Consider the following 26,079-nt stretch of genomic DNA (forward strand, 5'->3'; position numbering starts at 1 on the left):
GGAACTATCTCAGTCGGAGCATATACTCGCGCTCCATGGACGCCAACTCCCACCCCGACACCGAGGAGCAGCCCTCCGGGACCGACGTCGTCGGCCTGCTGCTACGCCGTGCGCACCGCCGGGCCGCCAGGGAGTTCAGCCGACAGCTCCAACCCCTGGGCATCGACAACCGCCACGCGGGGGTCCTGCTGCAGCTGGCCCGGGACGAGCCGGTGACCCAGCGCGACCTGATCGCCCTGCTGGGCAGCGACAAGTCCACGATGGTGCGCAACATCGACGAGTTGGAGGCACGCGGACTGGCGGTGCGCCGACCGCACCCCACCGACCGCCGGGCCCACGCGATCCAGCCCACCGAGGCCGGGCTGGCGGTACTGGCCGAGGTCCGCAGCCGCGCCGAGGCGGCCAACGACAACCTGCTGACCTGCCTGCAACCGGACGAGCGCGCCCAACTCCTCCACCTGCTGCGCCGCTTCGCAGACGCCGAGGAACGCTCACCCGACGACCTGTCCTAACGACAGGGCACCGACACGCAGTCAGGCGGCCACCGCACGTGCGCGGTGGCCGCCTGACGATGCAGTGCGGTGGGTGGTGCGGCAGCGACTACTCGACCACCAGCTCCACCGGGATGTTGCCGCGGGTCGCGTTGGAGTAGGGGCAGACCTGGTGCGCCTGCTCGACCAGGCTCTTGCCGGTCTCGCCCTGCAGCGCCTCGGGGAGCTCCACCCGCAGCACCACGGCCAGGCCGAACCCGCCCTCGCCGTTGCTGCCGATGCTGACCTCGGCGGTGACCGACGCCTCGCTGGTGTCGACCTTGGCCTGACGGCCGACCAGACCGAGCGCACTGGCGAAACAGGCGGCGTAGCCGGCCGCGAAGAGCTGCTCCGGGTTGGTGCCCTTGCCGTCGCCACCCAGCGCGGGCGGCATCGCCAGGGTGAGGTCGAGCTGCCCGTCGGAGCTCACGGCACGGCCCTCGCGTCCGTTGGCGGTGGCTGCGGCGGTGTAGATGGCGTCCATCGATGTCTCCTCATGGGTTGCGCTCGGAGGTTCCCGTTCCCTGCCCCATAAGCATCACACACAATTCAATTGTGCACAACTAAGTAGTACCCTTGAGACATGCCCACGCAGCCGACCGCAACCGCCGAAGACCTGCTCCGCCTGGAGCACCATGTCTGCTTCGCCCTGCAGACCGCCTCCCGCGCGTTCGGCAGCCTCTACCGTGACGCCCTCCGCGAGCAGCAGATCACCTATCCCCAGTACCTGGTCCTGCTGGCGCTGACCGAGCACGGCGAGCTCCCGGTGAAGCGCATCGGCGAGCTGCTGCGGCTGGACTCAGGCACCCTGTCCCCGCTGCTGAAGCGGCTGGAGACGGCCGGCCTGGTGCAGCGCACCCGCAGCGCGCAGGACGAGCGCTCGGTGGACGTCAAGCTCACCGCCAAGGGCGCCACCCGGTCGACGGACTCCCAGCGGGCCCTGCGTGCCTGCGCCGCGAGCCTCGGCCTGGATCCGGCCGAGCTCCAGGTCCTGCAGGGAATGCTGCAGCGCCTCACCGACCGGCTGGACGCCGTCACCGGCGGGGCCGTCGATCCCGGGACCCCGGTCGCCGACAATTGATCAAACCCGGCCGCCGAGCCGTGCCAGACTGGGCACGCACCCGATCCGGCTGTGCTTGATCCACGATAGGAGGCCCCCATGGCTGAAGACGCAGTGGCCGACAAGACCCCCGGCGACGCGGCAGCGCCGGAGGCTGAGAGTGAAGCCGCGTCCGAGCAGCAGACTGCGAACGGCTCGAACGACCCGGCAGAGGATGTGAAGCGCAAGTTCCGTGAGGCGCTGGCCCGCAAGAGCGGCCAGCACGCCGACGCCGCCACCGCGGGCGGGAGCGCCGAGACATCCAAGATCCACGGCGCCCACGGCAAGTCCGGCGGACAGCGCGACTTCCGCCGCAAGAGCGGCTGACGCTCCGGGCACGAGGGAGACACAACGGGAGCGGGGCGGTGGCCGTCGGGTCACCGCCCCGCTCCCGTTCCGCCCCGGCAGCGACGCGAGGTCGTCACAGAACGGTACGGATGCCTTGTCAGACGGGCCGCAGGAGGCAGGATGTCCGCATGACCTCGATGCGCAAGGGCTCCAACTGCCCCGTACCGACAACCGCCCTGCACGCGGTGGTGAGCTGGCGCACCGATGCGCCCGCACCGGACGTCGACGTGTCCGCGCTGCTGCTGGACAGTTCCGGCAAGGTCCGTTCGGACGCCGACTTCATCTTCTACAACCAGCCCCAGCACGCCTCCGGAGCGGTCCGGCACGAGGGCAAGCGGCCGCAGCCCGGCGAGATGATGGACGCCGTGCTGCTGGACCTGGCCGCGATCGAGCCGGCGGTCGACCGCATCGTGGTGGGCGCCTCCGCCGACGGCGGGACCTTCGGCCAGGTGCCGGGGCTGCGGCTGCGGGTGATGACCCAGGACGGCGGCAGCGTCGCCGAGTTCGACATCGAGGGCGCGAGCAGCGAGACGGCGTTCCTGTTCGGCGAGTTCTACCGGCGGGCCGGGGAGTGGAAGTTCCGCGCGGTCGGGCAGGGCTACGCCTCCGGCCTGGAGGGACTGGCCACCGACTTCGGCATCTCCGTGGAGGGCGACGCGGAACCGGCCCCGGCTCCGGCCGCGCAGCCGTACCAGCCGCCGGCCCCGGCACCCGCCCCGCAGCCCTACCAGCCGCCGGCGCCGCAGCAGCCGGTGGGCTTCGGCCCGCCCCCGCCGCAGTACCAGCAGCCGCAGGCTCAACCCCCGTACCAGCAGCCGCAGTACCAGCAGCCGCAACCCCAGCAACCGCAATCCCAGCAGTACCAGCAGCCCGCGCCGCCTGCCCCCGCCCCCGCGGGGTCCGCACCGGGCGCTCCGATAAGCCTCAAGAAGCAGAAGCTCATCAACCTGGAGAAGCAGCTCGCCGACCGCGGCGACCGCAACCTGCTCGACCTCACCAAGCGCGCCGCGGTCACCCTGGAGAAGCGCGGCCTGTCCGAGCACACCGCCCGGGTCGCGCTCTGCCTCGACATCTCCGGCTCGATGGGCGGCCTCTACCGCTCCGGCAAGGTGCAGTCACTGGTCGAGCGGGTCCTCGCCCTCGGTCTGCGCTTCGACGACAACGCCGAGGTCGACGTGTTCCTGTTCGGCGCCCGCGGCCACGAGGCTGGCAGCGTCGGCATGGACAGCTACCAGGGCTGGACCGACCGGATGCTGCAGCAGTGGCGGCTGGAGGGTGGTACCGACTACGCCGCCGCCATGCACCTGATCCGCCAGCAGTACTTCGGTTCGGCCGACCCGCGCCACAGCCCGATCTCGGACCGCCAGCCGGTCTACGTGATGTTCGTGACGGACGGTCACACCACCAGCGAGGCGGCCACCAAGGCCCATGTCCTCTCCTCCAGCTACGAACCGCTGTTCTGGCAGTTCATGGGAATAGGGCGGTCCTCCAAGTCGGTCGACGCCCCGCAGGTCGCCGAGTCGGCACCGCCGCCCGGCAAGCAGTCCCGCTTCGCCCGCAGGTTCTCGGCGATGGCGTCCAACTGGGGCGACGGCACCTTCCGCTTCCTGGAGGAGCTGGACGACCTGCCGGGCCGCTTCATCGACAACGCCGACTTCTTCTGCGTCCAGGACCCGGCGAACCTCTCCGACGAGCAGTTGTACGACCTGATGACGGCCGAGTACCCGAACTGGCTGCAGCGCGCCAGGGCCCAGGGCCTGCTCATCGGCTGAGCCGTCGGCACGGCTGAGCCGCCGCCTCGCGGCGGGCCGGGCGCGTCCGGGCGCGTCCGGGGGCGTCACACCCCCCGGACGTCCCCGTCCCTGCCCCGCAGCACCGCGGCTACGTCCTCGGCCAGCCCCGGCATCTCGTCCTCCGTCAGCTGCGAGACCGTCAGCCGGACGCCCGGCGCCGAACCCAGCCGGAACCGCGCCCCGGGCGCCACCGCCCACCCGCGCTGGAGCAGCCCGGCGACGGCCGCGGTCTCGTCCGGCACCGGGATCCAGACATTGAGGCCGCTCCGGCCCCGGGCCGGCACCCCGCGTTCGGCCAGTCCCCGGAGCAGCGCGTCCCGCCGGACCCGGTAGGAGGCCGCCGCGGGGGCGCTGTCCTCGGCCTGCCACAGCGCGGCGACGGTGCGCTGCAGCAGATGGCTGACCCAGCCCGCACCCAGGCGCTGCCGTCCGCGCACCCGGTCCATGGTCTCCGGGTCGCCGGTGAGCACGGCCACCCGCAGGTCCGGGCCGAGCGACTTGGCCGCGGAGCGCAGCACCGCCCAGGTCGTGGTGGTCGGCCGACCGTCCGGCCCGGCGCAGAGGGGGTGGAAGGGCAGGTCGACGATGCCGTGGCCGTGGTCGTCCTCGACCAGCAGCACCCCCGGACGGGCCGCCAGCAGCCCGCGCAGCGCGGCGGCGCGCTCGGCGCCGACCGCGGCGCCGGTGGGGTTCTGCGCCCGACCGGTGACGACCAGCGCACGGACGCCCTGCTCCAGCGCCCTGGCGACGTCCGCGACGACCGGCCCCTCGTCGTCGACGGCGACCGGGACGGCCTTCAGCCCCAGGGCCGGCAGCAGGTCCAGCAGGCTGCCCCAGCCCGGGTCCTCGACCGCCACCGGGTCACCGGGGCGCAGCCGGGCCAGGAAGATCCGCTCGATGGCGTCCAGCGACCCGGAGGCGACGCCGACGGGTCCGGCCGGAATGCCGTCGGCGGCGAACGACGCCTGCGCCAGGGCGCGCAGCCGGGGGTCGACGGCCGGTCCCCCGTACATCACCGGATCGGCGGCGTGGGCCAGCGCGGCCTCGCGCACCGCCGCCTCCAGGTCCGGCAGCAGCGCAAGGTCGGGGTTGCCGTCGGACAGGTTGCGGGTGCCCGCGGGCACCGCCAGCCGGGAGGCGTCGCGGGGGGTGAGCGAGGGCCGGGAACGGATCCGGCTGCCGCGCCGGCCTGCGGTCTCGATCACACCGCGGTCCCGCAGCAGCCGGTAGGCGGCGGCCACGGTGTTGGGGTTGACGCCCAGGTCGGCGGCCAGATCGCGGAGCGGCGGCAGCGCCGTCCCGGGTTCCAGCGCGCCCGAGGTGACCGCGTGTTCGATGTCGGCCGCGATCTCAGTGGCCCGGCGTCCCGTGATCCGATAATCTCCTAGCACAAAGAACACTATGCACTAGTGCATAACTTCTGTCGACTGCGACGCAACGACCGTAACGCGAGGTGTCTGGACCATGCTGATCAACCCCTGGGACCGCGGCAGCGACGACGAGTGGCGCGACTGGCTCTCCACCCGCGACTTCGGCGTACTCGCCGCCAACGGCCCGGACGGCACCGCCCCGATCCTGGTGCCCACCCAGTTCGTCTACCAGGGCGGCGACGAGGTGGTGCTGCACCTGGCCCGGCCCAACCCGGTCTGGGCCGCCATCGAGGCCAACCCCCGGCTCACCCTGGCCGTCACCGACGACTACGCCTTCGTCCCCGGCCCCTGGCGCGCCCCCGCGGACACCCCGCCCGAGGACGGCGTCCCCACCACCTACTACGCCTCGGTCCACCTGGTCTGCACCGCCGAGCCGGTGGACGACCCGGCCGCCAAGGCCGCCCTGCTGGACCGTCAGACCGCGCACTTCCAGCCGGATGTGCCGCACCGTCCGATCGTCCCCGGCCAACCGCCGTTCGGTCGGATGCTGTCCGCGATCCGGGGACTGCGGCTGCACATCGAGGAGGTGCGCCCCAAGTTCAAGTACGACGACAAGAAGACGACCGACTTCCAGGCCGCGGTGGCCGAGGAACTGCTGCTGCGCGACCGCCCGGCCGACCCCGGCGCCCGCGCCCAGCTGCTGCGCCGCCGGGCCGCCCGGCTCGCCGAGCCTGGTGACTGCCCGGTCGAACACTGATCCAACCGGCCCCCGAATGCCGTGGGCCGTCCGGGGCAGGCATCCACCCGGACGGCCCAGGGAACGGCCTGGCATCCGTCCCCGGTCGGCCCGCGTTCCTAGGCTGGCCGGACGGACCATCAGTTCGGGGACGCGGCCTCCGCTGCGGCCCGCCGCACTCCCGGGAGCCCACACTGACCAGTTCAGCGACATCTCAGCAACCAGCCTCCGGCGAGGGCAGCCTCGGTCACGTCATCTTCATCGCCGCCGCAGCAGCGATGGGCGGTTTCCTCTTCGGCTACGACAGCTCAGTCATCAGCGGCGCCGTCACCGGCATCCAGCACCACTTCGGCGTGGGCAGCGGCGAGACCGCCCTGGTGGTCTCGGTCGCGCTGCTGGGCTCGGCCGTCGGCGCCATGGGCGCCGGCTGGCTCGCCGACCGCATCGGCCGCATCCGGGTCATGCAGATCGCCGCCGTGCTGTTCGCCATCAGCGGCGTCGGCTCGATGTTCCCGCCCAACATCTTCGTCCTCGGCGTCTGGCGCGTGGTCGGCGGTGTCGCCATCGGCATGGCCTCCGTCATCGCCCCCGCCTACATCGCCGAGGTCGCGCCGCCCGCTGTGCGCGGACGGCTCGCCTCGTTCCAGCAGGGCGCGATCGTGCTCGGCATCTTCATCTCCCAGTTGGTCAACTACGCCCTGAACGAGGGCGCCGGCGGCAACCCCAACGACCACATCGCCGGCATCCAGGCCTGGCAGTGGATGCTCGGTGTGGAGACCGTCCCCGCGCTGATCTACTTCCTGATGTCCTACGCCATCCCCGAGTCGCCGCGCTTCCTGATCTCCGTCGGCAGGATGGACCGGGCCCGCGAGGTGCTGCGCGACGTCGAGGGCCAGGACAGCGACCCGGACGCCCGGATCGCCGAGATCCAGCAGGTCATGGCCTCCGAGCACAAGGCCAGCCTGAGCGACCTGCTGGGCGGCCGGGCCGGCCTGCAGACGATCGTCTGGATCGGCATCGGCGCCTCGGTGTTCCAGCAGTTCGTCGGCATCAACGTGATCTTCTACTACTCCTCGCTGCTGTGGCAGTCGGTCGGCATCAACGCCAGCAACTCGCTGTTGATCAGCGTCTCCACCTCACTGGTCAACATCGTCGGTACGGTCATCGCCATCGCCCTGGTCGACCGCATCGGCCGCCGCCCGCTGGCCCTGGCCGGCTCCGCCGGCATGGCCGTCGCCCTCGGCGTGGCCGCCTGGGCCTTCTCCTACCGCCACGGCACCGGCACCACCGCCACCCTCCCCAACACCCAGGCGACCGTCGCCCTGGTCGCCGCCCATGTCTTCGTCCTCTGCTTCGCCTTCTCCTGGGGCGTCGTGGTCTGGGTCCTGCTCGGCGAGATGTTCCCCAACAAGATCCGCGCCCTCGCCCTCTCCGTCGCCGCATCGGCCCAGTGGATCGCCAACTGGGCCATCACCGTCAGCTTCCCGACCATGTCCGACTGGAACCTCTCGGCCACCTACGTCATCTACGCCTGCTTCGCCCTGCTCTCCATCCCCTTCGTCTACTTCTTCATCAAGGAGACCAAGGGCCGAACCCTGGAATCCATGGGCTGAGCAACAACTCCCGAACAGCAGGGGCCGCATCTCCACGGTGGAGAGCGGCCCCTGTCGTGCGCCTCTGGGGAGTCTCCGGGGAGCGCCGACCATGGACCCTCGTTGCACAGTCACTCGTCCAACGCCTCAGATCACTCCACCGGTTCGAGGTCCCACCGGGCCGCGTGCCCCGATGCGATGACGTCGATGCGCTCGGCCAGGGTGAAGTCGGCCTCGGTCAGTACTCCGCCCGCGTCGTGGGTGGTGACGGTGAAGCGGACGCCGTCGAAGGTCAGGTTGACGTCGGCGTGGTGGTGGGTGAGTCGGGAGACGTCTGCTACGTGGACGATCAGCGCGACCCCCGCGTGGTAGCGGACCTTGACCAGGCGGGTGATGCTGTCGCCCTTCCGCTCCCACTGCGGCACGCGGCTCAGGGCCTCGGCGATCTCGTCCTCGGTCAGGGCTACGGGCTCGCTCACGGCGCCTCCAGTGCAGGAGCGAGGGCCCCGGCCAGCTCCCGCCCGACCGGCGCATCCTGCCACGGCGGCATCGCCGCCGACAGGGCGCCCAACTCCTTCCGCCTACGCCGCTCCGGCTGGATCAGCGGACCCATCCGCCTGGTAGGTCGTTACGGATGTCCTCGAGGTCCGCCACCGTGTGACCACGGGCGTGGAGCCAGCTGTGATCCTGCGTGCCGTCGTGTCGGAGAAGTCGGCCTGGTGCGGCGTACCAGCGCAGTGGAGAGTCATCCGCGCTGGCCCACATGGGATGGTCCGGGAGGTCGACTCGCGTGTATCGCTGCTGGAGGGTCGGCAGGAGCGCGTCGGGGAGTTCGCAGGCGTCGTAGAGCGCATCGGGGCCGTCACCGGCGAACATCGACTCACTGAGCACGAGCTCGACCCATGCCGTCGACATTCGGTCCAGGAAGGGCATCCAGCCGTCGTGTGTCTGGACGACGACGGGTGGGTCGTCCAGATCGATCTGATCGAGTGGGATGCCCCAGAAGGCGCAGCCCTGGTTCTCGCGGCGGAAGATCAGGTTGCCGTCCAGTACGAACAGGCCGGTGGCTGGCACCAGAGGGTCTTGAACGCAGGTCAGTGCGAGGCTGCGGCCCAGCAGGGCGTAGCCCTCCCGGACCGCCACGGGCAGACGAACACCGAGTTCGTCCTCTGCCGTGGACAGTTCCGCCTCGCTGACACCGTCCGCGTCCTGAACGCCCCGACCGGTCCACGCCGCGGTAAACGCGCGGATGAACTCCCAGGCGTGATGACGATCGCGGAGACCGCCCTGCAGCGCTGCGCCTACGTCAAGAGCGTCGGACATGCCGTGACGATATCTCTTGTTGCACAAGCAGCCGATCGCTCCAATAATCTGCGAGGGAACGGCCGGACGATTGTCATTGTCATGCGACCTTGGCCGCCCTGGGCACGTACCCGGGACGGCCGACGCTCTGCTCTCCCAGAAAGGGGAAAGCGAGTGATGAACGATCAGGCCGGTAAACATCAAAACGAGCCCGGCGAGAACCCATCGCCGCTCGCGTGGCGTCCATGGCGGGTTGGCACTGTCAATCGTGCGCCCAGAGCGAATGATGCACGCCAATCCAGCGCCGAAGATCGCGCTACCTATAACGAAATTCAACGTCGCTCTGCTTCCAAGGCGTGACGTTCGGACCTCGCGAGCGTAGCCGTTCAGGTCCGTAGGAATCATGGCGGCCCCCGCCTCGAGAAACCACCGCCACCCATCACCGTCTGCCGTCGCCCCAAGCAGAGCCGACCAGCCGGCCGCCCCTCGGGTCGTTGACCAGGACGCTGAGCCGATCGGGGGTTCACGAAGCCGCAGGTTCGACGCCGTCGCGGATCATCTCGACGACGCAGTCCGTATCGGCCAAGTCCACCACTACGGCATCCGCGCCGACGTCCAGGAGCTCGGCCGCGCTGGTCCTGCCCGTTGCCACCCCAAGGGCGACGGCGCCTGCCAAATGAGCAGCCTCGATGTCTGACGGCGTGTCGCCGATGACGAGGGACTCCTGAATGCCGTAGGCCAGCCCATCGGCGGAGGTGGCCCGCGCATATGCGGTGCGGACGAGGTCCGCGCGGACATCGGAGTCCTCCGCGTAACCGCCGAGGTCGAAGTCGATGTGCCGGTCCAAGCCGAAGACCTGGAGTTTGATCTCGGCAACGCGGCGAACGTTGCCGGTCACCACAGTCTGCCGTACCCCTTCGAGCCTGGCCGTGGCAGCGAGGATGTTCGTCGCACCGGGCAAGGCCTGGCCTCGCTCGCGTAGTTCGCCGGCGCGCCGTAGGTAGCCCTGAGCAAGGGCGTCGGCGTAGTCGTCGAACCGGTAGTCGTCGGGGTCCAGGCCGTGCAGGCGGCACGACTCGGCGAGAATCGCTCGCTCGGTACGCCCGGACACGTTCGGGTGGTACTCCTGACGGCGGCCGGTGACCGCGAGGAAGGCCTGCTGGGAGATTGAACTCCCTACGCCACCGGAGGCGATCAGGGTGTGGTCCACATCCCACAGCACCAGCCGGTACCCCGCCATAGCCCGCTCCGTCCCATCGGCCAGAACCCAACCCTGTCACACGAGTGGTCGGAGAGGGGACGCTGCGTCATTGACCGCCCTAGGCTGGCAAACAAGGCTACAAGGGCGAGAGCGGAGGCGGCCGTGAATCTACCCATCGGCGCCCGGGTGCGCCACTTCCGCGGCACCCGCCAGCAGGACGTCATCGCCGGGCTGGCCGGAATCTCCGTGGACTACTACTCGCAAATCGAGCGCGGACTGCGGATCCCCACAATCGCAGTCCTTCACCGGATCGCCCAGGAACTCGGAGTGCCCGTCGCCGCTCTGCTGTCCGAAGGCACCACCGTGACCGTCACAGCCGAGGACACGGCCGCCCCGTCCATCGCGCGGGCCCTGATGGGCTTCGGGCCTCCGCGGTCCACGGATCCCGCGGGGCCGGAAGTACTGCGCGAGCGCGTCGAGGCCGCGTGGCGATCCTGGCAGTCCTCGCCGACCCGCTTCACGGACGCCGCTGACGTATTGCCGGACCTCATCACCGACACTGAGCATGCCGTCCGAGCACACCGCACCGGTGACAGCGAGCGGCGGCGCGAAACACTGCGGGTCTCCGCGGACCTGTACTTCCTGCTGCGCTCCTACCTGCGGCGAGCCGGGCGCACGGACCTGTCGATGATGGCTGCCGACCGGGCCGTACGCGCAGCTGAGGACGCTGACGACCCGCTGAGGATCGCTGCCGCACAGTGGAATCTCGGGCACGCCCTCCTCGCCGCCGGCGACCCCGACGCCGCCGAACAAGTCGCACGGAAGGGCAGCGAACAACTGAAGCACCGTGCGCAGGGAGGCGATGCGGACTGCGCGGCGATGGCCGGCGCGCTCCAGCTGGTGACGGTGATGGCCTCGGCCCGCCGCAAGGACTGGTGGGCTGCCCGGGACCGACTGCGGAGCGCGGCGGCCCCGGCAGCTAAGCAGGCCGGAGAGGGCAATGTCATGTGGACCGTGTTCGGTCCGACTAATGTCGCGCTCCATGCGATGAGCATCGAAATGGAGGCAGGCGAGGCCAGCGAGGCTCTGCACGACGCCGACCAGATCGACACCAGCCGGCTGCCGTCGCTGGAGCGAAGGTTCACGTTCCTGCTGGAGGTTGCGCGCTGCCACGACCTGCGGCGCGAGGATCCGGCAGTGCTGCTGCACCTGCTACAGGCGGAGCAGTTGGCCCCTGAGGACCTGTCTCGGGCTGAGCTGGCACGAACCATGGTCGTCGGGCTGATGCGTCGGGCGCGGGCGATGCAGGCCCGCCAGGCGGAGCAACTGGCCGGACGCATGGACATGCTCTGACCCGTGCTGTGGGCACGGCCGTGCTGAGAGCACGAACCGCCCTCGCGGATCATCCCTAACGTCGCTTTCAGGACAGCGACGAAAGGCATCCGAGTGATTACGGACGCTCCCTCGAAGCAGCAGGCGGCAAGGCGCACTCGCGCCGCCGCCCAGCCCGATCCGGTCCGCTGCGACATGTGCACCGAACCGCCGAGCTCAACCGGCCCGGTCCTGCCGATCGGCCCGGATGGCAAGAACGTCGACATGGGCCACCTCGGTGAGGAATACGGCTACACCAACTGCTTCCGACTTGCCCAACAGGCCGTGCGGGCATGAGCGAGAAGACGGAGCCGGCCGCTGGCCGGGCGGCGGGCGTGTGCACCTGGTGCGACGAGTGGGTGTGCGACGGCGTCATCGTCGGGGAGATCGAGCGCGATGCCGGCCCCGGCTACACCCTCGTGCGACACCAGGAGCATGTCGGTCTGCGCAAGCCGGTGGCTGTGGACCGGCCGCGGACGTGGTCGGGGTGACGGTATGTCGGGGCGCACGCCGGTGCGCAAAAACCATTAGCTCCTGAATTACTTGCTTCCTACGATTGGTGCTGCGGGTTGGCGCAGCGGGTCAGCGCGAAGGCCTCATAAGCCTTAGGTCACGGGTTCGAATCCCGTACCCGCCACCAAGCGTTGAGTGCTGGGACACGAGCGGGGCTGTAACCCCTGCGCCTTCGGGCTTGCGAGGTTCGATTCCTCGGCAGCGCACGGCAATTGCATCAACAAGGCGTCGTACCCCAACGGCAGAGGGAGCCGGTTCAGGACCGGTCCAGTGTGCGTTCGAATCGCACCGACGCTACGCAAAGCAACAAGGCGCTGTGCCCCAACTGGCAGAGGGGGCGGTCTGAGGGACCGTCGGTTGCAGGTTCGACTCCTGTCAGCGCTACGGAGGATTGGCCGAGTGGTAAGGCAGCGGCTTGCTAAGCCGTCGTCAGGTTGACGCCTGCGCAGGTTCGAATCCTGCATCCTCCGCGTTGGAAGGTCCGGCATCGGCGTGCCAAGCGCTCCAGAAAAGCGTGGCGGGTGATACCGCTGCGGGTTCAACTCCCGCACCTTCCGCTCGATCCCCGTTGGTGCAATCGGCAGTCACATCGCTCTCTGGAAGCGAAGATCGAGGTTCGAATCCTCGGCGGGGAGCGTGAATCACTGGGGATGCGCGGCCTTTCGGGCCCGGGCGTCCTCACGGATCAGGCCCAGCAGGTATTCGCAGGCAGGTGACTCGGCGCGAAAGCGGCGGAGCCAGGAGCAACTGCCGCGGCCCCAGTGGTAGGCGATCCAGTCGGCGCCGTCGCGGTCCAGGCAGTAGGCGTTGTCGGGCAGTCCGCCGTCCAGGCAGTAGGCGTTGCTCCGGAAGCCCTCGGCCTCCAACTGCGCTCGAAGCTCTTCGCGGTCCACTGCGGCCTCCCGCTCCTGGGTGAAGGTCACTCGGCCGGACGGGCGACGGTCCGGGTCAGCTGCGCGCCGGACCGGAGTTCTCGTCCACGGTCTTCGCGCTGTCGCCGACGAACCGCACCTGGTCCAGCCGGACCCCGTACTCGTCGGCGACGGCGATGACGTCGTGCCTGGTCCGGACCACGACCTCGGCGCTCAGGGGGTGCTTCCGGGGGTCGTAGACCTGCATCACGACATGCTTCGGATCGGCCTCACCTTCGACCTCATCCTTGATCCACACCTTCGCGGTACGACCGCTCACGTCGTCCATGCCCCGATCATCCGACGGCGCGGGGCTCCTCGCGACCCAGCGGACCGTCACCATCTGGACACTGGAGGCCACGCAGTGTAATCAGCCGGTAGTCCTCAAACATCCTGGTCGGCGCCCGGGGCGAGCAGCCGACAGCTCTCGAAGTTCATGCAGCCGCAGAGCAGACACTCGGCGACGGCATCCCGCAGCACTCGCAGCTGCTCGATGGACCGGTCCAGCTCGGGGAGCTTGCGTTCGGCGAGGGTCCGCCACTGCCCAGTGGCACCGTGGTCGCCGTCGGCGCTCAGCAACTGGCGGATCTCGGCGAGCGTGAACCCGGCTCGCTGGGCCATCCTGATCAACGCGATCCGCCGAACGGTGCTGACCGGATAGACCCGCCGCCCCGCGACCCTCGCCGCCTGAGGCAGCAGGCCGACGCTCTCGTAGTACCGCAGTGCGGAAGCCCGCATCCCGACCTGCCGCGCGAGGTCCCCGATGGCCAGTTCCCGCACTGATCCGTCCCCCTCGACGTCACTTGACTTCAAGCGTGCTTGAACCCTGAGTCTGAACGGGTGGCCCTCCCGTCGACAACCCGCATGCTGCCGCGCTCCTACCGGCCGCTCTTCGCCCATGTCGAGCTCCGACGGCTGCTGCCCGCACTGGCCGCCTCCGATCTGGGTGACGGGATGAGCGTGGTCGCCGTCGCCTGGCTGGCGGTCGTCATCGCGCCGCCGGGGCAGTCCGGCCTGGTCGTCGGTGCGGCGATCGCCGCCTACGCCCTGCCCGGGGCGCTCGGCGCGCTGGTCTTCGGCCGTTGGCTGCGCCGCCTCCCGGCCCGGCGCCTGCTGGCCGCGGACAGCGGGCTCCGTGCACTGCTGCTCGGCTCGGTGCCGCTGGCGTGGGCCGCGGGTGTGCTGAATCCGGTCCTCTACATCGCCCTGCTGGCCGGTTCCTCGATGCTGCACGCCTGGGGAAGCGCGGGAAAGTACTCTCTGCTCGCCGAGATCCTGCCACCGGAGCAGCGTCTGGCCGCGAACGCGCTGATCAGTTCGAGCGCCACCGCGGCCGTCATCGTCGGGCCTGCACTCGCCGGACTACTGGCGACCGCAGTCGGCCCTGCCTGGATCATCGGCTTCGACGCCGTGAGCTTCGCCGTCCTCGCGCTCCAGACCGGCCGGCTCGGCAACCCGAACGGGCCCACACCGACGGCGGAGCCGCCCGACACCGGCCGATCGAAGGCCGGCCTGCGAGTGTTGCGCGGCCAGCCGGAGCTCTTCGGAATCCTCGCCCTCACCTGGTTCTTCAACTTCCTCTACGGGCCGGTGGAGGTGGCACTCCCGCTGCATGTCACCCAGGATCTGCACTCCGGCGCGGACCTCCTCGGTCTGTACTGGACGCTCTTCGGAGTGGGGGCCGTTCTCGGCGCCCTGTCCGCGACCGCCCTGCGCAAGCTGCCGCTATGGCCGGTCACCCTCGCCATCGTCGCCGGTTGGGGCCTGACTCTGGTGCCCTTCGGCCTTGGTGCGTCCGTGAGCGTCTCACTCGTCTGTTTCGGGGTCGGCGGTGCGATCTACGGGCCGTTCACGGCGCTGACGTTCACCCTCTTCCAGGACCGCACCCCGGCGGCCCTGCTCACCACGGTCCTGGCCGCCCGCGGTGCGGCGCTGCTCACCGCCGCACCCGTCGGCACCGCCCTCGGGGGTCCGCTGACCGTGGCCCTGGGCCCCCGTCAGGTGCTGGCCGCCTCGGGCATTGCAACCGTCACCCTCGCCCTCGTCGCCGCCGCGTCACGGCTCCGGGCACGGCGGCGGAGCCGTCTGACGGATGTGCGTCAGCACCCGTCCCCGTCGGAGGCGGCGGCCAGGTGATCCGTCGGACGGCGGGTGCGGCGAGGACGGCCAGTGCGCTCAGTGTCGCCCAGGCGGCGGCGAACGCCAGGACGGTGCCCGCGCCGAACAGAGCGGCCGCAGGGCCGGCCGCCGCGAGCCCCAACGGGCCGGCCGAGTAGCTGCCCAAGGTCTGGAAGGAACTGACCCGCGCGAGCGCCCCGGCGGGGACCTGCTGCTGCAGGACGGTACCGCTGAAGGCCGCAGCCAGCGCCGAGCCGGCCCCCGCAACCAGCGCGCCCGCGGCGATCAGCGCCACCCCGGCGTGCACGGCCAGGAGCGCGCATGGGACGCCGTACCCCAGCGTGGCAACGGTGGCGCCGACCAGTGGGCGCCCGGGCCGACGGCCCAGCGCCAGCAGCCCGCCCGCCACGGCCCCCGCTCCGTACGCCGCCATGGTCAGGCCCCAGGCTCCGGCGCCGCCGGGCCGCCGGTCGAACAGCACCGGCCCGAGCAGCAGGAAAGGCCCCCAGACCACCAGGTTCACAAAGGTGAACTGCACCGTGGTGACCACCAGCCAGGAATGCGCCCGGAACTCCGCCCAGCCCTCCGCGAGGTCGCGGCGCAGCGATCGGCTCGCTGCCGCCACGAGCGACGATGCCGGAATGCGAAGCCGCCCCAGGGCCAGCACGCTCACCCCGTAGGAGGCGGCGTCGACGGCGATGACGACCGCCGGGCCGGCGACCGTGATCAGCAGGCCGGCCAGCGCCGGACCGGCGACCGCGGCGGCCGAACGCGCCAGCCCCAACAGGGCGTTGGCGTCGCCGAGCCGGTCGACCGGGGTGATCTCGACGGTGAGGGCGCTCAGCGCCGGTCGGAAGAACCCCTCCCCCGTTCCCCGGACCGCCGCCAGCAGCACGAACAGCCAGATCTGCGGCCGTCCGTGGTCGAGCAGCAGTGCGGCGGCGAAGGCCGCCTGCGCCGCGCACCGAAGCGCATCCGCGCCCAGCATCACCCGCCGTCGGCCGAACCGGTCCGCGGCCACGCCGCCGAGCAGTAGGAAGACGACCTGGGGCGCGATCCCCGCCGCCATCACCCAACCCAGGTCGGCTGCGTCGCCGCCGCCGTCCAGCACGGCGAAGGCGACCGCGGGGGTCGACATCGCCGTACCGAGCAGCGAGGTGGCGTATCCAGCCCAGAAGGTACGGAAATCACGGCCCTCAGGGCCGCGCAACACGCCTGCTCTCACGACCGATGCCTGCCGCCGGCCTCCGGCGCTGCTCCGCCGCGGGTCCACGGCCTGGCGGAGGCGCCGTCCTGCGGGAGGCCGAACCCGGCCGTGATCCGGCCGCGCAGGGTGCGCAACTCGGATGCGGTGTCGACCGGACGGTCGAGCACATCGCCGAGGCTCTGGCGGATCATCCCGTCGAGGGACATACCCCTGCGGTCCCGGAGGACTCGATCGGCACGGTCGAGGTGGTCGGCGACCGTGCCGAGCAGTTGCTCGACCTCGGCCCGGGGCCGGGGCCGGGCCGTCACGGCGTGGCGCAGGGCGAACAGGCCCTCACGCGCCCGTCGGACATCACCGGTCGCCGGACCCTGAAGCCGTTCGACGGCGTCCAGCAGGGAGGCGAGCGCATCGATCCGAGCGCAGAGGTCACCCTCCGTCAGACCGGCACGCCGATGGACGTCGGCCAGCCCGGCGGCGAAGTCGAACACCGCGTCCGAGCGGGCGATGTAGCCGTCCCTGACGCCCCGTACGAACTCATCCGTCTCGTCGAACCCGTCGTCGTGCACCTGATCGTCGGTCATCCGAGCTCCCCTCCTTCAACCTCTCCCTGATCGACTCCTTGAGCGTGCGGCGGGCCCGGGCGATGTTCTGCCGGACCGCGGCCTGCTCCATTCCGAGCAACGCGGCGATCTCGGCGGTGCTCCAGCCCTCGTAGTGCAGTCCGAAGACCTGCCGCTGCCGGTTCGGCAGCGCCGCGAGCAGTGCGAGGACGAACTCCTGCTGCCGGCCCGCCTCCACGGCGTCGACGGCGTCAGCGGTCGTCCCCGCTGCCTCGACCAGATCCGGCGGGTCGGCCACCAGAACGACTTCGACCGGCGACCGGCCACCGCCGCCCGCACGGCCACCGGACCCGTGCAGCGATCGCAGGTACCAGCGCACGGCGACGGTCCGCAACCAGGCCGGCCAGGCGCCCGGGTCGCGGATCCGATCCCTGGCGCGCAGCGCGGACGCGAAGGCCTCCTGGACCGCGTCGCACGCCTCCGCCTCGCTCGCGCCATGGCTTCGGACGTGCCACACCAGGGCCGAACGCTGCTGCCGGTAGAGCAGGACGAAGTCCTCATCGGACACGGATTCCTCGGTCACCCCCGGCAGTTCCCTTCTCCCCAGGACGGCACAGCACCGACCACACAGCTAGGTGCACCCGGCCGCGGAATCCGTGACATCGGCCTATCGGTCTACCGGCCTACCGGGGCTGGGGACCGCACTCCAGCCCGCGCAGCAGGATGGCGAGGCCCTGCCCGAACTCCTGCTCCGGCGGGACAGACCGGGCGTCGCGCGCGGTGGCGGCCAGGTGCGGGTAGTCCGCCGACGGCAGTCCGGCGATCGCGACGGTGCCGGTTCCCGACAGCGGTCCCAGGTGCTCGACCTGGAGCGCGCCGATCAGATAGCTGAGCAGGGCGCGGAAGGCGACCACCCGCTGCACTCCGGAGAAGCCTGCCTCCGTCAGGACCCCCAACATGGCTTCGCCCCAGGCCAACGAGGCGGCCGAGTCGTGCCGGTGCAGCAGGAGCAGCGGCACCACCGAGGGGTGTGCGGCGACGGCCGCGCGGACCCGTTCGACCAGCAGCGTGAGCCGTTCGGTCCAGGGCGCCTCCGGCGGGGTGGCCAACTCCGCCGAGGCGAGGACGCCGGCCACCACCAGGCCCTCCAACTGCTCGCGGTCCCGGACGTAGCGGTACAGCGCCATGGTGCTCATCCGCAGTTCGCTGCCCACGGCGCGCATCGACAGGCCGGCCGGTCCGTCCCGGTCGATGACCGCGAGCGCGGCGGCAGCGATCTGATCGTGCGTCAGGGAGCGTGGGCGGGGCATGGCTTGACAGCGTACAACATACGCGCATAGCGTCGTAGGCGTACGCCATACACCTACAAGGGGGCGGCAACATGTCCAGGGAAGCCAGCGGCACCACGGACAGGAAGTTCCAGCCGGGGGACGCCATCGCCGAGCGCTCGCTCGACACCGTCAACGGCGGACCCGTCAGCCTGCTGCCGGACTCCGGCGCACGGCTGACGCACCTGCAGTTCCGGCGGTTCGCCGGCTGCCCGATCTGCAATCTGCACCTTCGCTCGATCGCGGTGCGCCACGAGGAGCTCCGTGCAGCCGGGATCCGCGAGGTGGCGGTCTTCCACGCGGGCGCGCCGGAACTGCTCCCGCACGTCGCCGACCTGCCCTTCGCCGTCGTCGGCGACCCCGGGAAGCGGCTCTACCGGGAGTTCGGCGTCGAGTCCGCACCCCGAGCGCTGCTCGACCCCCGCGCCTGGCCGATCGTGCTGAACGCGGTGGCCCGCGGCCTGTGGGCGGTCCTGCGCCGTCGGGGGCACCTCCCCGCCACCAGGCCCTCCGGCGGCCGCCTCGGCCTGCCCGCGGACTTCCTGATCACGACCGACGGCCGCATCGCCGCCTGCAAGTACGGCGAACACGCGGGCGACCAGTGGTCGGTCGACGACCTGCTGGCCCTGGCCGCCGAGGCGCCCGCAGCGGCGCACCGGACCATCCCCTGAATCACAACCACTCAGGTCACGCCCAAAAACGCTCAATGGTTGATCAGTTCACCTGCATCTCCGGGCAATTGCCGAACAACTGCGGGTCACTGCCGACCGGCCCGGTCGGAGTTCGAAACGCTTCCCTGACCGGGCGGCGGTGCGGCCGCCCGGCTCGCCGCACCGGCCCGGGAGGTCGCCAGCATGGCCACACCGCAGTGGAAGCAGCTCGTCGACCACGTCATGTCCATCCCGGAGCGGGTCTACGAGACCTGGGTGAGCGGCGAGGGCTGGGACAACCGGACCCAGTTCGGCAAGGAGTACGGCGAGGACGGCGTCAGCTGGTGCGCGATTTTTGACTGGGACATGTTCAACGACGTGGGGCTGAGTGCCATCGTGCCCAAGCTCGACAACGTGTCCGCGATCGCCGCCCATGCCAAGGCGAACGGCCAGTGGTCGGAGTACCCCAGCGTCGGTGCCGAGGTCGACTTCGGCAACGGCGCGCACACCGAGATCGTCGTCGGTTTCGACGCCACCGACGTCTACACCAAGGGCGGCAACAGCATCCAGAGCGGTGCCAGCGACAACGGTCAGGGCAACGGCGTGTGGAGCCACTCGCACGCGCGCACCAGCTCCTACGTGACCGGGTACTTCGCGCCGCGCTTCCCGGACGGGCAGTGCCCGCCGACCGCCGATCCGCACGACTACCGTGGCGGCCTGGCGGTGACGTCCTGGCGCTGGTCCTCCGCGTCTAGCCGGAGCGTCACCGTCAGCCTCGCCAATGTCATCGACTCCGCCCATCGCGACGGCCCCGCCCCGCAGGGCAGCGCCGCGCACCGCGCGGACGTCCTCCCGGTCGAGCAGGCCCTGCAGTCCGAGGGGCTGCTCCCCGCGCAACGGGTCGACGGCTCCTTCGGCACCGACACCGTGACCGCCTACGCCGCCTGGCAGCGCCGCCTCGGCTTCACCGGCCCCGACGCCAACGGCATCCCCGGCCAGACCAGCCTCGCCAGACTGGGCAGCAAACACGGTTTCACCGTCCGCTGACCGCCCCGCCCGAACCCACGCGCGAACCCCTGACCGAACCCCTGACCGAACCTCAGCCCAACCCCCCGGCCGCCCCGATAGAGTGACGCACTTCGAGAGCCGATCACCGGGGGATGACCATGGCCACGGACACGACCGCACCATCAGCCGTACGACCGGGCTCGACGGTGGGCACCCTGCCGACGGCGGTCAGGGTGGGAGCGGTACTGACCCTGCTCGCCGCCGTCGCCGCGGTCGTGATGCTGTTCCTGCCCGTCGACCCGACGCTCAGCTCCGCCCAGTCGGACCAGCTCGATTCCCCCGTCTACCTGCACTGCGGCTCCGTCGTCTCACCGTCCGGGGACGATGTGCTGGGCAAGGACGGAGGCGGGTACTCCGGCGCCCCCGGCCAGGTCTGTGCCTCGGCCAGGATCACGCGCGGCGGCTGGGCCGGGGCGGTGCTGGGTGGCGGCATCGTCGTGCTGATCTTCTCGATGCTCATCGGCGACGGCACCGCCGGGCCGGTCCGCCCTGCCGATCCTTCCGAGCCCGGAAACCCTGAGCCCACGCACCCTGTGCCCACAAAGCCTGAGTCCACAGACCCTGTGCCCGCGCAGCCTGCCGAACCTGCGTAACCCGAGCTGGACGCTACGCGTCCGCGGCCTCCTCCCGCTCCAGCGCGCGGGCCAGCGCCTCGAACCCGGCGTCGGCCCCGGACAGGTCCCCGTTGCCGGTCGCCCGGTCCACGACGAAACCCCGCAGGGTCGCCAGGATCATCTCCGCGACCTCGAGTTTCCGCTGGTCGGACCAGCCCTCCGGGCAGAGCGACAGCAGCGAGGGCAGGTACTGCTTGGTCGCCCCCTGCCCCAGTTCCGCGTAGCGCACCGGGTCGTACATCGCCAGGCCGATGGCCTGGTCGAGGACGCGCCGCAGCCCGGTCTCCTCGCCCATCAGGATCGGCCAGATGGCGCGCACCCGGTCCGCCAGCGTCTGCGGGGCCGGCCGGCCGGAGCCCTGGGCGGCGGTCAGCGCATTGTCGATCCGCCGTCCGCGCAGTTCGAAGACCGCCTGCTTGAGCAGGTCCTCGACGCCGTCGAAGTAGTAGAGCAGCACCTTGTGGGTGGTGCCGGCCGACCGTGCGGCGCGGCGCAGCGAGAAGTCCGCCAGGCCGTTGACCGCCAGGTCGTCGGTGACCCGGCGGAGCAGGTCCTGGCGCCTGGCCTCGCCGCGCCGTGATCCCGTCGAGCGCCGATAACCGGCCGTCGTATCGGCAGCGTCCATGGTCGGACGTCCTCTCTCGCAGTGGGTGCACGACCCGACCGATGATGCCAGGCCCGCCGATCGCGACGAGGACGTCGCCCGATCGCACCGAAAGTCCTGACGCAATAGTGAGCCACGTGGTTCACTTCTCACAGGGATGGCTCAGCACCAGACGATGGAGGTCTCCATGAGGGTGTCCGTCCGACCGCAGAAAGTCAGCTTCGCCAGCGGCGGCGTCGAGTGCGCCGCGCTGCACCACCCCGGGACCAACGGCGGCTGCGTGATCATGGCCGGCGGGACCTCGGTCACCAAGGAGCCGGCCAGCGAGCTGTTCGCCCGGCGGTTCAACGAGGCCGGGTTCGCCGTCCTCGCCTTCGACTACCGCCGGTTCGGCGAGAGCGGGGGCGCTCCCCGCCAGGTCGTCGACATCGGCGAACAGCTCGCCGACTGGCAGGCCGCGATCGGCTTCGCGGCCGGACTCCCCGACGTCGACCCGGCGGCGATCTCGCTCTGGGGCTTCTCGTTGTCGGGCGGCCATGTCATCCGGATCGCCGCGGACAACCCGCAGTTGGCCTCGGTGATCGCGCAGACACCGCTCGCCGACGGCAGGGCCGCCGCGCCCAACGCGCTGCACAGCATGACCCCGCTCGCGCTGCTGCGGCTGACCGGCCTGGCCGTCGCGGACGCCCTCGGCGCGCTGGTCGGCCGGAAGCCGCTGCTGGTGCCGGCAGCGGGGGTGCGCGGTGCGGTCGCGTCGCTGACCACCCCGGACGCCATGGACGGCCAGCGGGCGCTGGACCCCGACCACCGCCACCCCGACTGGGAGCAGACGGTCGCCGCCCGGATCGCGCTCCAGGTCGGCCGCTACCGGCCGGGGCTCGAGGCCGCGCAGGTGCGCTGCCCGCTGCTGGTGGTCGTCTGCGACCAGGACAGCAGCGTGCTCCCGGAGCCCGGCGTCCGCGCGGCCGCGCTGGCCCCGGCCGGGGAGCTGGTCCGGCTCCCCGGCCGGCACTACGCGCCGTTCCTGGAGTCGCACGAGCAGGCCGTCGAGGCCGAACTGTCCTTCCTGCGCCGGCATCTGCCATGACCGGTATCGAACTGTCCACCGGGACGATCGCCCTCCAGGACACCGGTGGTGACGGTCCGCCAGTCGTGCTGCTGCACGGGATGCTGATGGACGCCTCGCTGTGGGACGCGGTGGTCACCGACCTGTCGGCCGACCACCGTTGTGTGGCGCCGACCCTGCCGTTCGGTGCGCACCTGCATCCGGTGCACGCCGACGCCGACCTCTCGCTGCCCGGGATCGCCTCGCTGGTGGCGGAGTTGCTGGAGCGGCTCGACCTTCAACAGGTCACCCTCGTCGGCAACGACACCGGCGGCGCACTGGTGCAGTTGCTGATGGGCGAGGGCAACCCCCGGGTGGACCGGGCCGTGCTCGTCTCCTGCGAGGCGTTCGACAACTTTCCACCGGGGCTGACCGGCAAGACCCTCGCGCTCGCCGGCAGGCTCCCGCCGCGGCTGTTCGGCCTGTTCATGCAGCAGATGCGGCTGCGTGCGCTGCGACGGCTGCCGATCGCCTTCGGGTGGCTCACCCGGCGCGGGGACGCCGCCACCGCCCGCTGGGTCCGACCGGCGATGGGGCAGCAGGGCATCCGGAGGGACGCGGTGCGGATGCTCCGGGCGGCCTTCACGGATCGTCAACTCCTGCTCCGCGCAGCCGAGTCGCTGCCGTCGTTCGACAGACCGGCGCTGGTGGTCTGGGCCGACGGGGACCGGGTGATGCCGGTCGAGCACGGCCGGCGGCTGGCCCGACTGCTGCCGCAGGGGCGGCTGGTCGAGGTACCGGACAGCCGCACGCTTATCCCGCTGGACCAGCCGGCCGAACTGGCCGGGCTGATCCGCGCGTTCGTCCGGGAGCCGGCCCGCGGGGAGGAGGTCCGCTGACCGGACCGGAAGCCCGCCGACGGGACGGGAAGCCCGATAAATCCCAACTGCCCCACGCGATCTCCGTGCTAGCGTTCGACCCGGCTCGAAGGGAGTGAGCGTGACCAAGCTCAATCAGATCATCGCGGTGGAGAAGGGCGTCAAGTCCAAGTCCTTCGCCGACCTCACCCAGGCGCACCACGACGTCCAGAAGACCGCGCTCCTGGCCGGCATCTCGCGGACCTACCAGCCCAAGGACGAGGAGGGCGACCAGTTCCCGCCCGAGTCGACCCGGGTGCAGGTGAAGGCCGAGGACGTGCTGAGGTCCACCGCCACCACGCTGACCCGTCTCTTCGACGTCACCGCGACCAAGGACTGGGCCAACTGCACGGCCAAGGCCGACGTCGTGGTCGACGGCGACGTCATCGTCGAGGGTGCACCGGTCAGCTATCTGCTGTTCCTGGAGAAGCAGTTGGTGGACCTGCACACCTTCGTGAAGAAACTGCCGGTGCTGGACGCCTCGGAGGCCTGGTCGCGGGACGAGTCGACGGACTCCTGGCGCACCGAGCCGACCCGGACCATCCGCACCCGCAAGGTGATGCGGAACCACGTCAAGGCCGAGGCCACCGAGAAGCACCCGGCACAGGTCGAGGTCTACACGGAGGACGTCGCCGTCGGCTACTGGACCACCGTCAAGTTCTCCGGGGCCCTGCCCGCGAAGCGGGTCAACGACCTGCTGGAGCGGGTGGAGAAGCTGCAGCAGGCGGTCAAGTACGCCCGGGAGGAGGCCAACGGCGCGGAGGTCAGCGACCGGCGCGTCGGCGGAAAGGTGTTCGGCTACCTCTTCGGGTAGCCCCACAGACCCCCCGTCCTCGGGCGGGGTGCGCCAAGGAGCGCAAGCTGAAACTGAAGCTTGTCGTGACCGACGCGGTCCAGTGGAGGTTCGACTCCTCCCCCCGGCACCAGCGGGCCGGGGTAGCCCAAGCAGGCAGAGGCAGCCGCGATCAATCTCAGACTCTCGCTCCAGATTCAGTATTCGCCGCCGAGCGCCAGATCGAGCGAGTGCGGACGACCATCGTCGGATGCCGGTTCAAGTCCGGCCCCCTGCTCCAGCGCGCAGGGGTAGTTCAAAGGCAGAACACGGCGATTTGAGAATGATCCGCAACTCTTCAACGTGCTGGCGCCAGCAATTGGGTGGCATCACCAGAGGCCCGGGAGATGGATACCGCTCCCGGGTCTCGTCACGTCCCCCACCCCGTCTCGTCCCCAACCCGTCGGCCGTCGCACCGGACCGGCCTCAGCGCTGCCGTGCCCGGACGGCCACTTCGGACGGGTCGGCGCCGGCGCCCTTGAGCATCTTGGCGGCCCGGCTGCCCGGGTCGGAGGCCAGTTCGGCGAGCAGGTCCAGCGGGTCCGCCTCCCCGGCGTCCCGTACCAGGGCGGCGACCCGGGCCCGGCCGACCGCGGCCTCCGCGGCATCGCTCAACCCCGGCTGCAGCGCCAGTCGCTGCCTGGGTATGCCGGCCCCTTCGTCCGCACTCTCGCCCTCCCCCTGCTGCCAGTCGCGACCGAAACCGATGCTGCGCTGGGCCAGGTACCCCATCAGCCGGGTCGCCTGGGTGGGCTGCGGGGCGGCCAGGCCGAGCACCTGCTCGTCGGATTCGAGCAGGGCGTGCAGCAGGTGCCCGCTGTCGATCTCGGCGTCACCCGCGCGGACGGCGCGCCGCCGGGCGCGGGCCATCACCGGCGCGAGCACACCTGCCGGCTCGGGGAGTCGGCGCCCGCGTTCGCTGTGAACGTCTTCGGCACCATAGAGGTCAGGGAACACGTGGTCCACCACATCGTCAGCAGGGACGGGGCAGAAGAAGCAGCGGCCGGCTGCCGGTCGCCACGTCGAAGTCTGCTGCGCAGCGTGAGCAGGAGTCAACCCACAGATACGATCGTCCCACAGCGAACACCCAGCTTCAGCTGACCCGCAGCCGGAGTCCCGGCCTCCGGGACCGCCCCCCAACTGCCCTGTTCCACACGTCCGCCACCCTACGCGCCGCCATTCGCCATCCGGCGCGCGGTTGCACGACCAGGCGTGCGAGGACCCTCCGCGCCCCCGATCGACCGCAACCACCGCCGTCCGCGACACGTCGGACACCACAACGGCCACACCCGTGCCGCGCCGCCGCCGTTCCCGGAGCCCTCCATCGATCCCCTACCAGCGCCGCGCCGCGCCGGCCGATCCCCGGCCGGCGGACCGGCCCGCACCGACAAGCCGCTGCTGTACCTGGACGTCGACGGCGTGCTCAACCCGGTCTGCCCGCGCCCCGAGGGCGACTTCACGATCTACCGGATCCAGGGCAGCACGGTGCTGATATCCGCCCGGCACGGTACCTGGCTGCGCGAACTCGCCGAGGTCTACCAGCTCGTCTGGGCCAGCACCTGGGAGGCCTACGCCAATCTCTGCATCGCGCCGCTGCTGCAACTGCCCGAGCTGCCGTTCGTACCGGTGGGCCGACGGGCGGGCGGCGACTGGCTGCCGATCGTGCGGCACGCCGCGGGCCGGCCCTTCGCCTGGGTCGACGACCTCATCCCGGACACCGTGCTGCGGGACAGCGAGGCCCGGGGCGGGCCGCCGTCCTTCCGGGTCCGCCCGGGCCCCGGCCCCCCGCTCCCCCCCCCGTGGGCAAAGGTGGGGCCCCCCCCCCCTCCCACGGGGCCTCCGGGCCGTTGTCGGCCTCGGCCCGACCCGTGTCGGTGAGCTGGAACAGCTTCTTGCCGCCGGTCTCCTCGCTGCTGATCAGTCCCTCCTCCTCCAGCATCTGGAGGGTGGGGTAGACCGATCCAGGGCTGGGCTTCCAGCTGCCGCCCGAGCGCTCCGCGATCTCGCGGATCATCTCGTAGCCGTGCATCGGCCGGTCCTTCAGCAGGGCCAGCAGCGATGCGCGGACGTCGCCGCGCCGGGCCCGGCCGCCGTGACGGCCGCCGCGCCCACCGGGGCCTCCGCCCCGGAAGGGGCCGAAACCGGGTCCGAACGGTCCCGGACCGAAGCCGGGACCTCCGGGGGGCGGGCCGAACCCGCCGAACGCCTGACGGAACTCGGCGCGCGGACCGCGCCCCCGGTGACCGTGTTCTCCGCGCCCGCCCCGGCCGGGTCGGCCTTCGGGCTGCGCGCCTTCTTCGAATGGATTTCCTGTACGCATGATCTTCGTCCTTTCATGAACGACTTCTATCGAGTGGTCTCGATGCCTCA

At 71.1% G+C, this 26,079-nt stretch carries 31 protein-coding genes, 6 tRNA genes and 2 pseudogenes; 24 read left to right on the forward strand and 15 right to left on the reverse strand.

The window, feature by feature from the left end; translation table 11 throughout:
* Positions 1–35: 35 nt before the first annotated feature.
* On the forward strand, positions 36–512 hold the full coding sequence (locus IF29_RS0138865) for a MarR family winged helix-turn-helix transcriptional regulator (protein WP_051726612.1): 477 nt from the start codon (positions 36–38) through the stop codon (positions 510–512).
* 88 nt (positions 513–600) lie between these two features.
* On the opposite strand, the gene IF29_RS0138870 is transcribed toward IF29_RS0138865, so the two are convergent.
* A complete protein-coding gene (locus tag IF29_RS0138870; protein WP_030266362.1) occupies positions 601–1,014 on the reverse strand; it encodes an organic hydroperoxide resistance protein in 414 nt (137 codons plus the stop codon).
* A 99-nt stretch (positions 1,015–1,113) separates the two neighbouring features.
* On the opposite strand from IF29_RS0138870, the gene IF29_RS0138875 reads away from it, so the two are divergent.
* The 3 genes from IF29_RS0138875 to IF29_RS44205 all read left to right on the forward strand — a co-directional run bounded on the left by IF29_RS0138875 (position 1,114) and on the right by IF29_RS44205 (position 3,749).
* Complete coding sequence (locus IF29_RS0138875; protein WP_030266365.1) at positions 1,114–1,611, forward strand: MarR family winged helix-turn-helix transcriptional regulator; 498 nt, start codon at positions 1,114–1,116, stop codon at positions 1,609–1,611.
* 78 nt (positions 1,612–1,689) lie between these two features.
* Positions 1,690–1,956, forward strand: a complete 267-nt coding sequence (locus tag IF29_RS0138880) for a DUF5302 domain-containing protein (protein WP_030266367.1) — start codon at positions 1,690–1,692, stop codon at positions 1,954–1,956.
* 149 nt (positions 1,957–2,105) lie between these two features.
* A complete protein-coding gene (locus IF29_RS44205; protein WP_051726613.1) occupies positions 2,106–3,749 on the forward strand; it encodes a VWA domain-containing protein in 1,644 nt (547 codons plus the stop codon).
* A 65-nt stretch (positions 3,750–3,814) separates the two neighbouring features.
* Here IF29_RS44205 and IF29_RS0138890 read toward each other — a convergent pair whose 3' ends face one another.
* Positions 3,815–5,161, reverse strand: a complete 1,347-nt coding sequence (locus IF29_RS0138890; protein ID WP_037598386.1) for an aminotransferase class I/II-fold pyridoxal phosphate-dependent enzyme — start codon at positions 5,159–5,161, stop codon at positions 3,815–3,817.
* Between the two features lie 73 nt (positions 5,162–5,234).
* On the opposite strand from IF29_RS0138890, the gene IF29_RS0138895 reads away from it, so the two are divergent.
* Positions 5,235–5,897 carry an FMN-binding negative transcriptional regulator gene (locus IF29_RS0138895; RefSeq protein WP_030266377.1) on the forward strand — a complete coding sequence of 221 codons (663 nt, stop codon included), beginning with the start codon at positions 5,235–5,237 and terminating at the stop codon, positions 5,895–5,897.
* A 173-nt stretch (positions 5,898–6,070) separates the two neighbouring features.
* The gene (locus IF29_RS0138900) at positions 6,071–7,489 is read left to right on the forward strand and encodes a sugar porter family MFS transporter (protein WP_030266380.1); all 1,419 of its coding nucleotides are present in this window, start codon (positions 6,071–6,073) and stop codon (positions 7,487–7,489) included.
* A 131-nt stretch (positions 7,490–7,620) separates the two neighbouring features.
* On the opposite strand, the gene IF29_RS0138905 is transcribed toward IF29_RS0138900, so the two are convergent.
* The 3 genes from IF29_RS0138905 to IF29_RS0138920 form a co-directional block, all read right to left on the reverse strand.
* Positions 7,621–7,947 (reverse strand): 4a-hydroxytetrahydrobiopterin dehydratase, encoded by a 327-nt coding sequence (locus IF29_RS0138905; RefSeq protein WP_030266384.1) that lies wholly within the window; start codon positions 7,945–7,947, stop codon positions 7,621–7,623.
* Positions 7,948–8,068: 121 nt separating this feature from the next.
* Complete coding sequence (locus tag IF29_RS0138915) at positions 8,069–8,791, reverse strand: hypothetical protein (protein ID WP_030266386.1); 723 nt, start codon at positions 8,789–8,791, stop codon at positions 8,069–8,071.
* Positions 8,792–9,293: 502 nt separating this feature from the next.
* The gene (locus IF29_RS0138920) at positions 9,294–10,010 is read right to left on the reverse strand and encodes an HAD family hydrolase (protein ID WP_030266389.1); all 717 of its coding nucleotides are present in this window, start codon (positions 10,008–10,010) and stop codon (positions 9,294–9,296) included.
* 123 nt (positions 10,011–10,133) lie between these two features.
* Between IF29_RS0138920 and IF29_RS0138925 the strand changes: the two genes are divergently transcribed.
* From IF29_RS0138925 to IF29_RS0138955, 9 genes are all read left to right on the forward strand, one after another.
* On the forward strand, positions 10,134–11,324 hold the full coding sequence (locus tag IF29_RS0138925) for a helix-turn-helix domain-containing protein (RefSeq protein ID WP_030266391.1): 1,191 nt from the start codon (positions 10,134–10,136) through the stop codon (positions 11,322–11,324).
* 93 nt (positions 11,325–11,417) lie between these two features.
* On the forward strand, positions 11,418–11,639 hold the full coding sequence (locus IF29_RS46605; RefSeq protein ID WP_157624157.1) for a hypothetical protein: 222 nt from the start codon (positions 11,418–11,420) through the stop codon (positions 11,637–11,639).
* Positions 11,636–11,833 carry a hypothetical protein gene (locus IF29_RS0138935; protein ID WP_030266395.1) on the forward strand — a complete coding sequence of 66 codons (198 nt, stop codon included), beginning with the start codon at positions 11,636–11,638 and terminating at the stop codon, positions 11,831–11,833. Before IF29_RS46605 ends, IF29_RS0138935 begins: the two co-directional genes overlap by 4 nt.
* Positions 11,834–11,905: 72 nt before the next feature.
* Positions 11,906–11,982 (forward strand) — tRNA-Met (locus IF29_RS0138940).
* Positions 11,983–12,079: 97 nt separating this feature from the next.
* Positions 12,080–12,152: transfer RNA gene (locus IF29_RS46610), tRNA-Leu, on the forward strand.
* 13 nt (positions 12,153–12,165) lie between these two features.
* Positions 12,166–12,239 (forward strand) — tRNA-Leu (locus IF29_RS0138945).
* A gap of 1 nt (position 12,240) precedes the next feature.
* Positions 12,241–12,325 (forward strand) — tRNA-Ser (locus IF29_RS0138950).
* A 4-nt stretch (positions 12,326–12,329) separates the two neighbouring features.
* Positions 12,330–12,412, forward strand: a tRNA-Ser gene (locus IF29_RS46615).
* A gap of 5 nt (positions 12,413–12,417) precedes the next feature.
* Positions 12,418–12,490: transfer RNA gene (locus tag IF29_RS0138955), tRNA-Gln, on the forward strand.
* 6 nt (positions 12,491–12,496) lie between these two features.
* Here IF29_RS0138955 and IF29_RS42875 read toward each other — a convergent pair.
* From IF29_RS42875 to IF29_RS0138970, 3 genes are all read right to left on the reverse strand, one after another.
* Positions 12,497–12,778 (reverse strand): hypothetical protein, encoded by a 282-nt coding sequence (locus tag IF29_RS42875; RefSeq protein ID WP_037598390.1) that lies wholly within the window; start codon positions 12,776–12,778, stop codon positions 12,497–12,499.
* Between the two features lie 25 nt (positions 12,779–12,803).
* On the reverse strand, positions 12,804–13,055 hold the full coding sequence (locus IF29_RS0138965; protein ID WP_030266399.1) for a hypothetical protein: 252 nt from the start codon (positions 13,053–13,055) through the stop codon (positions 12,804–12,806).
* A gap of 95 nt (positions 13,056–13,150) precedes the next feature.
* Positions 13,151–13,579 carry a MerR family DNA-binding protein gene (locus IF29_RS0138970; protein ID WP_232242820.1) on the reverse strand — a complete coding sequence of 143 codons (429 nt, stop codon included), beginning with the start codon at positions 13,577–13,579 and terminating at the stop codon, positions 13,151–13,153.
* Positions 13,580–13,630: 51 nt separating this feature from the next.
* Between IF29_RS0138970 and IF29_RS0138975 the strand changes: the two genes are divergently transcribed.
* Positions 13,631–14,902 carry an MFS transporter gene (locus IF29_RS0138975; protein WP_084715496.1) on the forward strand — a complete coding sequence of 424 codons (1,272 nt, stop codon included), beginning with the start codon at positions 13,631–13,633 and terminating at the stop codon, positions 14,900–14,902.
* Here IF29_RS0138975 and IF29_RS0138980 read toward each other — a convergent pair.
* The 4 genes from IF29_RS0138980 to IF29_RS0138995 form a co-directional block, all read right to left on the reverse strand.
* Positions 14,796–16,157, reverse strand: coding sequence for an MFS transporter (locus IF29_RS0138980; protein WP_332262573.1), 1,362 nt, complete (start codon positions 16,155–16,157; stop codon positions 14,796–14,798). The two genes, IF29_RS0138975 and IF29_RS0138980, sit on opposite strands and share 107 nt — an antisense overlap.
* Positions 16,106–16,672, reverse strand: a complete 567-nt coding sequence (locus tag IF29_RS47200) for a hypothetical protein (protein ID WP_030266412.1) — start codon at positions 16,670–16,672, stop codon at positions 16,106–16,108. Before IF29_RS47200 ends, IF29_RS0138980 begins: the two co-directional genes overlap by 52 nt.
* The gene (locus tag IF29_RS44210) at positions 16,626–17,234 is read right to left on the reverse strand and encodes an RNA polymerase sigma factor (protein WP_051726615.1); all 609 of its coding nucleotides are present in this window, start codon (positions 17,232–17,234) and stop codon (positions 16,626–16,628) included. Before IF29_RS44210 ends, IF29_RS47200 begins: the two co-directional genes overlap by 47 nt.
* Before the next feature lie 100 nt (positions 17,235–17,334).
* Positions 17,335–17,961: a TetR/AcrR family transcriptional regulator gene (locus tag IF29_RS0138995; RefSeq protein WP_030266416.1), complete on the reverse strand. Its 627-nt coding sequence runs from the start codon at positions 17,959–17,961 to the stop codon at positions 17,335–17,337.
* A gap of 71 nt (positions 17,962–18,032) precedes the next feature.
* Between IF29_RS0138995 and IF29_RS0139000 the strand changes: the two genes are divergently transcribed.
* From IF29_RS0139000 to IF29_RS0139010, 3 genes are all read left to right on the forward strand, one after another.
* Complete coding sequence (locus IF29_RS0139000; protein ID WP_051726616.1) at positions 18,033–18,650, forward strand: peroxiredoxin-like family protein; 618 nt, start codon at positions 18,033–18,035, stop codon at positions 18,648–18,650.
* Between the two features lie 183 nt (positions 18,651–18,833).
* Positions 18,834–19,676 (forward strand): peptidoglycan-binding protein, encoded by an 843-nt coding sequence (locus tag IF29_RS47205; RefSeq protein WP_030266422.1) that lies wholly within the window; start codon positions 18,834–18,836, stop codon positions 19,674–19,676.
* Between the two features lie 119 nt (positions 19,677–19,795).
* Positions 19,796–20,290, forward strand: coding sequence for a hypothetical protein (locus IF29_RS0139010; RefSeq protein ID WP_157624158.1), 495 nt, complete (start codon positions 19,796–19,798; stop codon positions 20,288–20,290).
* 13 nt (positions 20,291–20,303) lie between these two features.
* Here IF29_RS0139010 and IF29_RS0139015 read toward each other — a convergent pair whose 3' ends face one another.
* Positions 20,304–20,936, reverse strand: coding sequence for a TetR/AcrR family transcriptional regulator (locus tag IF29_RS0139015; protein ID WP_030266427.1), 633 nt, complete (start codon positions 20,934–20,936; stop codon positions 20,304–20,306).
* 166 nt (positions 20,937–21,102) lie between these two features.
* Here IF29_RS0139015 and IF29_RS0139020 point away from each other — a divergent pair, with 166 nt between their 5' ends.
* The 4 genes and pseudogenes from IF29_RS0139020 (at position 21,103) to IF29_RS46625 (ending at position 23,803) form a co-directional block, all read left to right on the forward strand.
* Positions 21,103–22,002, forward strand: coding sequence for an alpha/beta hydrolase (locus IF29_RS0139020; RefSeq protein WP_030266429.1), 900 nt, complete (start codon positions 21,103–21,105; stop codon positions 22,000–22,002).
* The gene (locus tag IF29_RS0139025; RefSeq protein WP_030266431.1) at positions 21,999–22,859 is read left to right on the forward strand and encodes an alpha/beta fold hydrolase; all 861 of its coding nucleotides are present in this window, start codon (positions 21,999–22,001) and stop codon (positions 22,857–22,859) included. The genes IF29_RS0139020 and IF29_RS0139025 overlap by 4 nt, the downstream gene beginning before the upstream one ends.
* A gap of 100 nt (positions 22,860–22,959) precedes the next feature.
* Entirely contained in the window at positions 22,960–23,691 is a 732-nt protein-coding gene (locus tag IF29_RS0139030; RefSeq protein ID WP_030266434.1) for a DUF7873 family protein, read from the forward strand.
* 22 nt (positions 23,692–23,713) lie between these two features.
* Positions 23,714–23,803 (forward strand): annotated as a pseudogene (locus IF29_RS46625).
* 332 nt (positions 23,804–24,135) lie between these two features.
* On the opposite strand, the gene IF29_RS0139035 reads toward IF29_RS46625, so the two are convergent.
* On the reverse strand, positions 24,136–24,594 hold the full coding sequence (locus IF29_RS0139035) for a Clp protease N-terminal domain-containing protein (protein ID WP_030266437.1): 459 nt from the start codon (positions 24,592–24,594) through the stop codon (positions 24,136–24,138).
* Positions 24,595–24,921: 327 nt separating this feature from the next.
* Here IF29_RS0139035 and IF29_RS48295 point away from each other — a divergent pair, with 327 nt between their 5' ends.
* Entirely contained in the window at positions 24,922–25,587 is a 666-nt protein-coding gene (locus IF29_RS48295) for an HAD domain-containing protein (RefSeq protein ID WP_051726617.1), read from the forward strand.
* Here IF29_RS48295 and IF29_RS45600 read toward each other — a convergent pair.
* A pseudogene (locus tag IF29_RS45600) lies at positions 25,535–26,029 on the reverse strand (PadR family transcriptional regulator); the annotation flags it as partial. The gene IF29_RS48295 and the pseudogene IF29_RS45600 sit on opposite strands and share 53 nt — an antisense overlap.
* Between the last annotated feature and the right edge of the window lie 50 nt (positions 26,030–26,079).

It is taken from the genome of Streptacidiphilus jeojiense (assembly GCF_000719095.1).
Taxonomy (GTDB): Bacteria; Actinomycetota; Actinomycetes; order Streptomycetales; family Streptomycetaceae; genus Streptacidiphilus; species Streptacidiphilus jeojiensis.